At 40.1% G+C, this 12,284-nt stretch carries 12 protein-coding genes; 9 read left to right on the top strand and 3 right to left on the bottom strand.

Features of this window, described 5'->3' with window-relative positions; all coding sequences use genetic code 11:
• The first annotated feature begins 31 nt into the window (after positions 1–31).
• Genes rfbB through rfbD form a run of 4 tightly spaced genes read left to right on the top strand, consistent with a single transcriptional unit; the run spans position 32 to position 3,414 of the window.
• Positions 32–1,099: a dTDP-glucose 4,6-dehydratase gene (gene rfbB, locus A9267_RS10475; protein ID WP_065109110.1), complete on the top strand. Its 1,068-nt coding sequence runs from the start codon at positions 32–34 to the stop codon at positions 1,097–1,099.
• Positions 1,096–2,004 carry a glucose-1-phosphate thymidylyltransferase RfbA gene (gene rfbA, locus A9267_RS10480; protein ID WP_065109111.1) on the top strand — a complete coding sequence of 303 codons (909 nt, stop codon included), beginning with the start codon at positions 1,096–1,098 and terminating at the stop codon, positions 2,002–2,004. The genes rfbB and rfbA overlap by 4 nt, the downstream gene beginning before the upstream one ends.
• Positions 1,988–2,527, top strand: a complete 540-nt coding sequence (rfbC, locus tag A9267_RS10485) for a dTDP-4-dehydrorhamnose 3,5-epimerase (protein ID WP_331712002.1) — start codon at positions 1,988–1,990, stop codon at positions 2,525–2,527. The genes rfbA and rfbC overlap by 17 nt, the downstream gene beginning before the upstream one ends.
• Positions 2,524–3,414: a dTDP-4-dehydrorhamnose reductase gene (rfbD, locus tag A9267_RS10490; protein ID WP_065109113.1), complete on the top strand. Its 891-nt coding sequence runs from the start codon at positions 2,524–2,526 to the stop codon at positions 3,412–3,414. Before rfbC ends, rfbD begins: the two co-directional genes overlap by 4 nt.
• 83 nt (positions 3,415–3,497) lie before the next feature.
• Here the strand turns inward: rfbD and A9267_RS10495 are convergent, their stop codons facing one another.
• From A9267_RS10495 to A9267_RS10505, 3 genes are all read right to left on the bottom strand, one after another.
• Positions 3,498–4,862: an RsmB/NOP family class I SAM-dependent RNA methyltransferase gene (locus A9267_RS10495; RefSeq protein ID WP_065109114.1), complete on the bottom strand. Its 1,365-nt coding sequence runs from the start codon at positions 4,860–4,862 to the stop codon at positions 3,498–3,500.
• 181 nt (positions 4,863–5,043) lie between these two features.
• Complete coding sequence (locus A9267_RS10500; protein ID WP_231919071.1) at positions 5,044–6,417, bottom strand: BamA/TamA family outer membrane protein; 1,374 nt, start codon at positions 6,415–6,417, stop codon at positions 5,044–5,046.
• Between the two features lie 262 nt (positions 6,418–6,679).
• Positions 6,680–7,351, bottom strand: coding sequence for a DUF2461 domain-containing protein (locus A9267_RS10505; protein WP_065109115.1), 672 nt, complete (start codon positions 7,349–7,351; stop codon positions 6,680–6,682).
• A gap of 535 nt (positions 7,352–7,886) precedes the next feature.
• Here A9267_RS10505 and A9267_RS10510 point away from each other — a divergent pair.
• The 5 genes from A9267_RS10510 (at position 7,887) to A9267_RS10530 (ending at position 12,271) form a co-directional block, all read left to right on the top strand.
• The gene (locus A9267_RS10510; RefSeq protein ID WP_065109246.1) at positions 7,887–8,318 is read left to right on the top strand and encodes an ATP-dependent zinc protease family protein; all 432 of its coding nucleotides are present in this window, start codon (positions 7,887–7,889) and stop codon (positions 8,316–8,318) included.
• A 4-nt stretch (positions 8,319–8,322) separates the two neighbouring features.
• Positions 8,323–9,228 carry a 30S ribosomal protein S6--L-glutamate ligase gene (rimK, locus tag A9267_RS10515; RefSeq protein ID WP_065109116.1) on the top strand — a complete coding sequence of 302 codons (906 nt, stop codon included), beginning with the start codon at positions 8,323–8,325 and terminating at the stop codon, positions 9,226–9,228.
• The gene (locus A9267_RS10520; RefSeq protein ID WP_065109117.1) at positions 9,228–10,238 is read left to right on the top strand and encodes a succinylglutamate desuccinylase/aspartoacylase family protein; all 1,011 of its coding nucleotides are present in this window, start codon (positions 9,228–9,230) and stop codon (positions 10,236–10,238) included. The genes rimK and A9267_RS10520 overlap by 1 nt, the downstream gene beginning before the upstream one ends.
• A 204-nt stretch (positions 10,239–10,442) precedes the next feature.
• Positions 10,443–11,120, top strand: a complete 678-nt coding sequence (locus A9267_RS10525) for a fumarylacetoacetate hydrolase family protein (protein ID WP_065109118.1) — start codon at positions 10,443–10,445, stop codon at positions 11,118–11,120.
• A 161-nt stretch (positions 11,121–11,281) separates the two neighbouring features.
• Positions 11,282–12,271, top strand: coding sequence for a GGDEF domain-containing protein (locus tag A9267_RS10530; protein ID WP_065109119.1), 990 nt, complete (start codon positions 11,282–11,284; stop codon positions 12,269–12,271).
• Positions 12,272–12,284: the final 13 nt, after the last annotated feature.

The following is a 12,284-nucleotide window of genomic DNA, read 5'->3' on the forward strand; positions in this document are numbered from 1 at the left end:
GTTACTTCATTATTGCTTGAACAGGGTAAATATGATTTTAGTCACAGGTGGTGCCGGATTTATTGGCGTCAATTTAATTCGTTATATTTTAGATTCAACTAATGAGTCTGTGGTTAATGTAGATGCCTTATCTTATTCTGGCAATTCAGCCTCTTTAAAGAGTGTAGAGCTCAATTCTTGTTATCACTTCGTTCACGCTAATATTTGTGATGAGATAGCCCTTAAGCAAATCTTTAATAAATATAAACCTACAGCCGTGATGCATTTGGCGGCTGAGAGTCATGTTGATCGTTCAATAGATGGTCCTTCAGAGTTTATTGAAACAAATATTGTAGGTACGTTTAAATTACTTGAGGCTAGTAAAAGTTATTGGCTGTCGTTAAGTAAGCAAGATAGAGATGACTTTCGATTTATTCACGTTTCAACTGACGAAGTCTATGGTGATTTAGAACAAGATGTTCAAGCTTTTAATGAAATAACCGCTTACAAGCCTAGCTCTCCTTATTCCGCGTCAAAGGCGGCTTCTGATCACTTAGTAATGGCATGGCATCGGACATATGGTTTACCGGTTATTATTACTCATTGTTCAAATAACTATGGTCAGTTTCAATACCCTGAAAAGCTTATTCCTCATATGATTTTAAATGCATTAGCAATGAAGTCATTGCCGGTTTATGGAGACGGTTCCCAAATCAGAGATTGGTTACATGTCGATGACCATGTTTGTGCTCTGTACGAAATATTAAAAAAAGGGCGAGTAGGTGAGACATACAATATCGGTGGCCAAAATCAAATGACGAATTTGGATGTCGTTAGTCAAATCTGTGAACTGTTGGATGAACTAAAACCGTGTTCAGCTAATATTGGTTCATATGCTAACTTAATTAATTTTGTTGCTGACAGACCTGGACATGATATTCGGTATGCTATTGATATTACAAAAATACAAACTGAATTGGGTTGGTATCCACAAGAGTCATTTAGGGCAGGTTTACGCAAAACGGTGGAGTGGTATCTAGCCCATTTGTCTTGGTGTCAAAATATTATAGATAAAGATTACCAATGTGCGCCTAGTGAAAGAGGTGTAATAATTAAATGAAGCTAATAAAGTCGTCTAATTATAAAGGGATTATTCTTGCTGGTGGCAGCGGGAGTAGACTTTACCCTATTACTTTTGGTACTTCAAAGCAGCTACTCCCTGTTTATGATAAACCAATGATTTATTACCCTTTATCTGTACTTATGTTGGCAGGTATTCGAGATGTATTAATCATTTCCAGTGCAGATGATTTGGGTAATTTTAAGCGTTTACTTGGCAATGGTGAACAATTTGGCATTAGCATTAGCTATGAAGTACAAGCCTCACCTGATGGGCTTGCACAAGCTTTTTTAATTGGTGAATCATTTATTGGCGACAGTAATGTGGCTCTTGTACTCGGCGATAATGTCTTTTATGGACAAAGCTTTAGCGAGCAGCTGAGTCGAGCGGTTTCTCAATCATCTGGTGCGACAATATTTGGCTATAGAGTGAGCGAGCCACAGCGTTTTGGCGTGATTGGTTTTGATCTCGATGGCAAAGTTCTCAGCATAGAAGAAAAGCCTCTCAAGCCAAAGTCTAATCATGTTGTTACAGGCCTGTATTTTTATGATAACGAGGTCATCTCCATTGCTAAATCTATTAAGCCTTCCAAACGAGGAGAGCTGGAAATTACCGATGTAAATACTGCTTATCTGAGTCGTAACCAATTGAATGTTGAAATATTAGGCCGAGGGTTTGCCTGGCTAGATACAGGCACTTATGACTCATTATTAGAGGCGAGCCATTTTGTTCAAACTGTTGAAAAGCGACAAGGGTTGAAAGTTGCTTGCTTAGAAGAAATTGCTTTTATCAATAATTGGATAGATACATCAGTGTTGAAGCAACAAGCACAAAGGCATCAACAGACTGCTTATGGTGATTACCTTTTTCAACTTGCAAAGGAAAACGATGATGAAGGTTATTGAAACCCGATTGCCAGATGTAAAAGTAATCGAGCCGAGAGTATTCAATGATGAGCGAGGGTTCTTTTATGAAAGCTTTCAATCATCCCGGTATATGCAAATACTCGAAATGACTAAACCCTTTGTTCAATCTAATATCTCACAATCAAAGTATGGGGTATTAAGAGGGCTTCACTTCCAGCACCCCAAACCTCAAGGTAAACTCATTAGTGTGACACGAGGACATATTTTTGATGTTGCAGTGGACTTACGGCTTGACTCAGAAAACTATGGTCAATGGGTTGGCGTTGAATTGTCAGAAGAAAATAAACGTCAAATATGGATACCTGAAGGCTTTGCTCATGGTTTTCTTACTTTATCTAGCATTGCGGATGTAGAGTATAAGTGCACAGATTATTACTCGCCGCAGCATGAAGCCAGCTTACAATGGAATGACCCAGAAATCGGCATAATTTGGCCGATAAATGATCCCATTTTATCAATGAAAGATCAGTGCGGGGTTCAGTTAAAGGATTTAACTTTGTGAAAGTGTGGTTAGTTGGCGCAGAAGGCCAGTTAGGCAAGAGCATTATTGCTCACGTCAATGAGCATTGTGCGGTTTATAAGGCATCACTGCATTTAGTGTGCACTTCAAAAAATGACGTTGATATTTGTCATTTCCCGTCTATATCAGAGTTTGTCACTGAGCATTCTCCCGACATTATCGTTAATGCCGCTGCTTACACAGATGTAGAATCAGCTGAGAATAATTTAATACGCTGTCAACAAGTCAACGTCAATGGCGTAGCTAATCTAACTAATGCAGCTAAAGCATTAGCGATTCCAATAATTCATATTTCAACGGATTATGTTTTTGATGGGAATAGTTCAGTGCCTTATATTGAAACTGACTCAACACACGCGCTTAATGTGTATGGGCAATCGAAATGTGAGAGTGAAGCGCTAGTTCAGCAAATATCCGACAAGTATATTATTCTTCGTACAGCTTGGTTAGTAAGCTCTTTTGGGCGTAACTTCGCTAAGACTGTCATGTCTTTATCAAAGCAACATTCACAGTTAAGTATGATTTCAGATCAACTAGGTTGTCCCACTTATGCCGACGATTTGGCAACAACCATTTGTCATATAATACTGGCAATCGAAAAGGGTAAATCTGATTGGGGCATATTTCATTATTGTGGCGATACAGCAATGAGCTGGTATGAGTTAACTGAGAATATCTTAGATGAAGCCGTGATTCAGCAAAAGATAACATCTAAACCAGATGTATTTGCGATAACCTCTGATGAATATTCAACCGAAGCAATTAGGCCAAAATATTCTGTCATGAACTGTCAAAAAATACATGATATCTGGGGCATAGTTACCCCAGAATGGAAGGACTCTCTTAAACGATTGGTTCAAAATTTATAGAAGATGTATAAACTCATTGTTTGAATCGCGTATATATAATTCAATTAATCTTTTTATCATTTTGCATCTTTAGATCAAAAGCACTACTTCTTAACCATCTTCGCGACATACATTCCATCGCTGTTTGCTTCATATGGCCATACGGTAATATGTTCACTTTGCTGCCCTGTAAAAGGGTGAGTGCTTACTACTAAACTGAAGTCTGTATTGTTAGATAAAAATGCGTCTACAACGGCTTCATTTTCTAAAGGTGATAATGAACAAGTAGCGTAAACAAGATGAGAGCCTTTTTTTACGGCTTTAGCACTACGACTCAATATGTCTAATTGCAAGGCAGGTTTATCATCCACACAATTTCTATCATCAATCCAGCGCATGTCAGGATTTCTGCGCCAAGTGCCTGTGCAGCTACAAGGTGCATCGACTAATACACCATCAAAGTAGTTCTCTGAGACAGGTAAATTGTCAGACTTCCATTTAGCGATTTTAATGCTATCAAAACCTGCTCGTTTAGCGCGCTTGTTTAACTCGTCTAGTGCTTTTGTACGAATGTCTGATGAGGTAATCGACCCTGTTGAATCATTTTCAACGTCTTGCAGCATAAGTGAACGAAGTTGTAAGGTCTTGCCGCCAGCGCCACTGCACGTGTCCCACCATTGCTCATTTGCTTTGGGCTTACACACATTGCCAATAACTTGAGAAGCAAGATCTTGAATTTCAACTTGGCCATTTTTATACAGTTTTACGTCATTTAAGTTAATACTTTTACTGCCTAAACTAATGGCATCACCAAAGTATTCGCATAAGCTTGCATCTATGCCATCTTGTTGTAATTGGGATACTGCTTTTTCTGTCGCTAATTTTTGCACCCTTGCCCAAATAGGCGGTCGAGAGCTCATTGCCTCAACGAGTTTAAGTTGTTGCTCAGCTGACTCAATCGGGCAAACCTCCCAATACCAGTCTGGTAATAGTTGACTTGGCTTAACGGTTTTCCCAGTAAATATAGTATTGAGTAACAGGCTCTTTTCAATAACAGTGTAAGTATTCGCTTCGCCTCTGGCTTCGACATGTCCATCTATCACCGTTAGTTGCTCTGGTGATAGCTGAGCAAAATGTTGCCAAGCTTCCGCAAAATTACGCCACATGTGTTGCTCTAACAGTGCACAGCTACTGAGCATTGCGAACCAAGTTTGCTCATCGTGTTGTGAGCCTATTTGTTTAAGCCAGCCCCACCAACGAAATAGGCCGAATAAGGTTTCGCGAATGACTCTGCGATCTTTTGAACCATGCTTTTTGTGTTCACGAAAGTAATTAGCCACGATTCGGTCAGCGGGCATTTTAGTATCTAACACTTCATCAAATAACATTTTGATGGTGGTTGAATAGCTCAAAGCACGTTTTTGTGCTGGAGTGGTGGCGATAAGGTTTGATTGTGGTGCTACTGGCATGGCTGACTCAAGGGTGGCAAAGGTGACAAAGCATGTTTGTCACTTAAAAGTAATGGCATATTTTAGCATGTCTTTAAAATCGGTTGAATATCTATCCTACAGAGTATTCAACCGAGCTGTTAATGACAATGATATCGAAGGGTAAGGGTTTTAAAGATAGACGCTATCTCGAGTCACAAGGCTAAAATGGATGATCCACCATAACCCAAGCATTGGTACTCTCATCTGATTGCGCGACATCAAGCCTCACTACAATGCCTGCTGTGAGGGCTCTTAATGACACTCCATAGTCATATTTGATGTCGGTGAGTAATTCGCTGGCAGTATAAGATTCACCCACTCTGCCAGCTTCAACAAATCCAACGAGCTGAAACCAGTCTAAACGTAAAAATTTAAGCCAATTCACATCTTCTATTGGATTGTACTTTAAGGTGTAACGATACTCCGCTGTCGCATAAATAGAGGCTTTATCGTGAAAGCGATTATTATCAAATCCACGCATGCGATAAAATCCGCCTAATGAGGCGCCTTCACTATAAGGGGCGTTATTATTTACCTTTCTTGCACCGGCTTCATTGTATTCAAGCTCCCAAGAAGGTGAATAGCCTGTCCAAAAGTTCATAGCGAGTATTCGTTGTGATGCGTAATCAGATCCGCCAAAAGAAAAGTATTTACTGGCTTCAAACTCAATAAAAGTCCAAGAGTCAACGGATTCTAACCAACCTGAATCGTGAGATATTGCCACATATTGCTTGCTGCCATAACTTGGGTTGATTGAAAAATCGGTATTGTCATATAGTAGCCCAAGCTCAAGCGCATGAATGGTACCATCGAGCTCTTCATCCTCAAATTCGTAGCTCTCATAACGATTAAATTGTCTGAGTACGGCGACAGTTGCACCTGATTCAAATGGGTTCCATTTATCTCCGCCGGAAGGCTTTGACGTCAGTAAGCCATTCGTTAACTCGTAAGTGACTTGGCCTTTATCACGTGTAGCGCCTATTGGTAGGGCGTATTCAAGTTTAATTTCCCACCAGTTTGATGAACCATCTGCTTGTAAAAACTGCTCATTCGACGAGTCATTACTACCAGGTAAAGGTGTATCAGCCGGGATAAAATTACTTGCGCCACCAGCGTAAGCCTTTTGTTGTGGGTAATAGCCTAAAAAGCCGTATACACTTAAAAAGAACCGCTCAGTTTTAGGAATTTTGTAATTCCAGACTCCGCCCCCCGCGCCATAACTGACATCCCCGCCGTACACAGTACCGCCAATTGTCATTTGCTCTTGGTGGTAACCACTGACCATAGCACCTAAGCCAATGTTTAAGCCCATAGAGTCCGTACTAAATACATAGGGAAGTAATAACTTTTCAGTACCAGTATTAGGCGTTTCTGAGCGATTGACTGCTGACTTTACATTGGCTGAGGCAGCAAAAGTTGACGGGATACATAGTAAGAATAAAGCGGAAGCGAATATGGTTAATACTCTTGTTTGATTCGTTAGGGTTATTAACCCGTCATAGCGGCGTTTTTTCATCATTAGCAGCCCTGCCATTACTTCATGCCCAAGAGGAGGTGTTGAATAATTGTAGCTATTTTATTGAATAATATAGGTTGTTGCGTGCTAAAGGTACAGTGACTTAATGATTAAATTGCGATTTATCACTATTGAGTATGAGGCGTTAAATAACCCTATTGATCACAACAGTACGAGAGTTCGCACTGTTTGTTGGTTTTACTCCATTATGCGCTTAAAAAGATTAATGATAGGAAGTCATTTTATTCAATGTTAAACGACCTCCTGCAGCTTCATGGATCTAGAAATCTAATGAAAGGGCAAAGCAAAGGTAATGCATTAATTTGAGCGAGTGTTCAAATTCTTGAGTGCAAAAATTAACAAAGTCATCGCTGCACACTTGTTCAATAGAAACGGGTTTGATGGCGATAAAGTCTTTTCGCTTTAATTCATCAATGAGTGGATGATCTTTATTAAAACCTCTTGGTGGTCTGACTAAGCTATCCCCTGATAGTTCAAAACCTGCTTGTTTTAGTTCTACTAAGGCTTTTTTATACCCATTAGGGTTTTCATCAATGCACTGCCTTATAGCGTTTAAGGCTTTAGATTCGGGATGCCAAATACCTGCAGCGATAAAACAGCCATCATTTGCTAGGTGCAGGTAAAGACCTGGTGCATGTACATCCTTCCCTTGAAAGTGCCTAAATTGAATTCCAACATTAAGTTTGTAGGGACTTTTATCTTTACTAAAGCGACTGTCTCGTTGTGGTCGCATCATACTGCCACCCACTTTTTTAGCCACAGCGGTTAATCGTGGTGAAAATTTAAGGATAGGACCCTGCATGGCTTCAATAAATTGTAATGTAGGTGTGCGGACGGTTTCTTCATAGCGTAACTGATTCGTTTTAAACCATTCTCTATTATTGTTATCGGCAAGCTGAGTTAAAAAGTCAAAGCTGTGTTGAGTAAACATGAGGAATCCTAAAATGTTAGCGCTAAAAAGTATAAAAGCTTTGCTAATTTATCAGGTTGAATAGTCATTTTCGATGTTTTTCATACTGCGAGTTAGCGCTGTGTTTTTTGTTTAACGGTAAATAATAGCTGCAAAAACATCTGGTTGATTTATACTCGATTTAATAAGGCGAACTTTGTTTGATAAATCAACATATCTCAATTAACTTGTGATAAATAGTATTATATTGCTTTGTTTTCTTATTGTTTTGGCTGTTTCATATAATTGAAAAAGTTATCTTATTTGCTGTTACCTATAATTTTTTTATTTTTTAGTGTTTTTTTTAGTAGCAATTATCAACTTTAGGAGTATTATGCGCTTCCAAATTGATACAGGGTCATTTTTGTAATGGCTTTTTACCTTGTCGCTAGGCTGTTTTCGTTTAATCTGACTGGTTAAAGTCGTTTAAAACAGCTGATTGAAGCCGTGTTATCGCTCTTTGAGACTGTAATATGGCATGTGACGAATGATTAAATTCTTTATGCAAGGGTTAAACATGACAAAAAATGCATTAGATATTCTTGGCTGGTGTGAATGGGCGACGTTTCCTGAAATTGGCAATGAACGGGTTAATATGAAAATTGATACCGGTGCCAAGACGTCATGTTTACATGCGTTTAGAATTAAACCATTTATTAAAAATGAACAAGACTGGATTAAGGTGTGGATACACCCAGAACAGGATTCAAATAGAGAAGTCATACATGAGTTCGCGGTATTTGATCGTCGACACGTGAAAGATTCTGGTGGGCATATCACCAATCGATATGTCATTAAAACGCCAATTATTATTGGCGAGCAACAATTTGATATTGAACTCACGTTAACACAGCGTGACAACATGCAATTTAGAATGCTTTTGGGTCGAAGAGCGCTTGCTGGGCGTTACTTAGTTGACTCTTCGGCAACGTATTTACTTGGAGCTTAAGCCCATGCGCATTGCAATTATGTCTCGGAATGAGAACTTATACTCAACTCGCCGTATTAAAGAAGCGGCGGTTGCACGAGGTCACGAAGTACAAATCGTAGACCCACTAGCCTGTTATATGAACATCAATATGATGGCGCCTAGCATTCATATGCGCGGTGAAGAATTACCCAAATTTGACGCGGTGGTTCCACGTATCGGTGCTTCAGTTACTTTTTATGGAACGGCAGTATTACGTCAATTTGAAATGATGGGCGTGTCTCCATTGAATGAATCGGTGGCAATTTCACGTTCAAGGGATAAATTACGCTCATTGCAGTTGTTATCTCGCAAAAGCATTGGCTTACCTGTGACAGGTTTTGCGAACAAGCCTGCAGATGTGCCTGATTTACTCGATATGGTTGGCGGCGCACCGTGCGTGATTAAACTACTTGAGGGGACTCAAGGGATTGGTGTGGTACTTGCCGAAACCCGTAAAGCGGCAGAAAGTGTTATTGAAGCCTTTATGGGCTTAAAAGCCAATATTATGGTGCAAGAGTATATAGAAGAAGCGGGTGGAGCCGACATTCGTTGTTTTGTGATTGGCGATAAGGTCATTGCGGCAATGAAGCGTCAGGGGGCAGAAGGCGAGTTTCGTTCTAATTTGCACCGTGGCGGCTCAGCCACTGTTGTTAAGTTAAGCCCAGAAGAGCGCTCAACAGCGGTTCGTGCAGCTAAAACGATGGGGCTAAATGTAGCGGGTGTTGATATTTTACGCTCAAAGCATGGGCCCTTAGTGATGGAGGTGAACTCATCGCCTGGTCTTGAAGGAATTGAAACGTCAACGGGTATTGATGTCGCAGATAAAATTATTCAATTTATTGAAAAAAATGCCAAAGCCAAAAGCACCAAAACCAAAGGAATGGGTTGATGGCGCCTAAGCGTGAAGCGTTCACAATTGGTGAGTTTAGTATTGATGCTGGCACCCGTGCCAGTATCAAACTGCCCGCAGCAAAATTGTATAACGACACGCCTTTAGAGCTGCATGTTGAGGTGTTCCATAGTAAGAAACCTGGGCCAGTGTTATTAGTATGCGCAGCTATTCATGGTGATGAACTGAATGGCATAGAAATTTGTCGACGCTTAATCGATAAAATCAGCATCAGAACACTGACAGGAACCTTGATGGTTGTACCCATTGTTAATGTGTTTGGCTTTATTCATCAATCGCGTTATTTACCAGATAGGCGTGATTTAAACCGCTGCTTTCCTGGGAGTGCAAAAGGTGCATTAGCGAGCCGTTTAGCGCATTTGTTTTCAAGTGAGTTGATGTCTAAAGCAACGCATATTGTTGATTTGCATACTGGTGCTATTCATCGTGATAACTTCCCGCAGATCCGTTGTGATACTGATGATGAAGTTATGATGGCAATGGCAACGGCTTTCGGGGCTCCGGTGATTATGGACTCAAAGTCCGTAAAAGGCTCGATGCGTGGCTACGCAAACGAAAAAGGCATCGCATGTATTTTATATGAAGCAGGTGAAGCCCTAAGGTTTAGTGAGCTGTCGATAAAGTCTGGTGTCACTGGTGTAATGAATGTGATGCGCTATTTGGGGATGTTGAATAGTAAACTAAAACCAACAGCATCTATTAATGCGAGCCGCAGTTATTGGTTACGAAGTGAAGCAGATGGATTGGTGAATGTGAAACGCAAAATAGGGGCTCGTGTGAGCAAAGGATGCTTACTTGCCAATGTGGTCAATCCACTGGGGGGAGAAGTTACCGAGTTACGTTCTCCTACCGATGGCATTATTATTGGCTTAACCAATATTCCAGTCGCTAACGAAGGCGAAGCGTTATTTCATATTGCTCAGTTCGTTGGTGATGATATTGAAATTGCCAATGAGCATTTAGACGAGTTTATCTCAACATATGCTTAAACCTTAGTTTGACTTTCAAACACTGCAGTATCTTCCGGTATTGCAGTGTTTTATGTCTATGTTAATGCTTTACTCAATTCAGAATCACCGTTACTCCTCAGTTTAATAAAACAATTTTTCTGCCTTCTCAATTACTTTACATGGTTGATTCGATTTAACTAAATCAATATGCTGATAGGAATTGATATCTAGAGGCTTAAGCAAATGTTAAACACAATTCAATATGACTCAAATAGTGAAGCGACGTCACCGTCTAAAATTATCTGTATTGGTCGTAATTATGTGGATCATATCCATGAGCTGGGTAATGAGGTGCCTTCAGATATGGTGGTTTTTTTAAAACCTAACTCTGCTATTTCCACGCAGCTGACCTCATTTCATCAAGAGCCGATTCATTTTGAAACAGAGCTATGTTTTTCAGTGCGTAATGGAATGTTTCATGGGGTAGGGGTGGGATTAGACCTAACCAAGAGAGAATTGCAGTCCAAACTTAAATCACAGCAGCTACCATGGGAGCGAGCTAAGGCATTTGATGGCTCGGCTCTATTTAGTGATTTTGTCAGTTTATCTTCATTGTCGTTAACTGCCGGAGCTACATTTTGCTTTCAATTGACAATCGATGGTGAAGTCAGGCAACTCGGTCATAGCGATTTAATGATGTACAGTGCTGACGATATTCTCGCTTCGGTGAATGAGTTTATGACGTTAGTGGATGGCGACATTGTGATGACAGGTACACCTAAAGGCGTAGGCCTGGTTGCTTTAGGGGCGGTGTTTGAGGTTAAGCTTTGGGCCAATGTTGATTATACATCACAAGAGCAGTTAGCTGAGCAAGTATCCCAAATAAAGCCGTGTATCGAACATAGGTGGACAGCGGTTTAATGCATTTATTAGCGACATTGTTTTGAGCTAAATGAGAGGTAAACAGGCAATTACGTAAACAGGGTCTATAATCATAGTAGTTTTGCTGATTCATTTTGCTAAAGGGAAAGTTAGTTACGTAAGTGACTAATGGTTAGCTTGAACAAAGTGGCTAATCAATTATGACGTTTCCAAATAAGCGAATTGAAAAATATTATACGCTTTATCAAGAGCTATTAAGCTTTTCAGGTGTTTCCTGGTGGCTAATAGACTTAGAAGATAATAGTAATGTTTTTTACTGCAACAGTAACATGCGTGACATGTTCTCTTTAGACTCAAATATCCTTCAACATTCTGTTAGTAAGACTTGTCCTATCGCTGGGGATTACAATAAAAATATTGCGGTAAAAGATGCCCATAAAGCTAAGCGAATTTTTGAAGATTACTGTGACTTGCGCTTAGGACGTATCGATGAATACCATAATCGTTTTCCTTATTATGACGCTAACCAAGGTGAGATCCTTTACTTTACGAGTAAAGCGAGAGCAATACTTCGAGACGATTGCGGAAATGCACAATTACTTTTTGGGATTATTGAGCGTGAACGTACGAGTGCTAAATTGTTTAAGCTTTCAAAGCTTGATGCATTAACAGGGCTGAACAATCGCAGAGAGTTCGATTCTCAATTGGACTTTATTATCAATCTAGCACGAAGAGAGCGACAATTAGTGTCATTAATCATGTGTGATATTGATTGTTTTAAAGCTTATAACGACTTCTTAGGCCACTACCAAGGAGATCAATGCTTAATACAAGTATCGCAAGCAATAGCTGACGTATGTGTGCGTTCAACCGATGTGGTATGCCGTTATGGCGGTGAAGAGTTTGCTATTATTTGTTACGGACAGCAAGAAAGTGTATCGCAACTCGCTGAAGATATTCGTTTGAAAATTGCCGAACTCGGCATCCCGCACCCAAGATCTAAAAGTAAAATCGTCACCTTGAGCTTAGGCTTTGCTTCTTGCATACCTAGCAACTTCACCTCAGCGAAAGAGATTATTCAAAAAGCGGATTTGGCCCTATATCAAGCTAAGACTTATGGTAAAAATCAGTGTGTTGCTTTCGATAATCAGATTGCTGAACAAGAAAGCCAACTAACACAGCAAGGCTAGTTTCTGCGTATAT

Origin of the sequence: Shewanella sp. UCD-FRSSP16_17, from assembly GCF_001675935.1 — a bacterium.
GTDB lineage: Bacteria > Pseudomonadota > Gammaproteobacteria > Enterobacterales > Shewanellaceae > Shewanella > Shewanella japonica.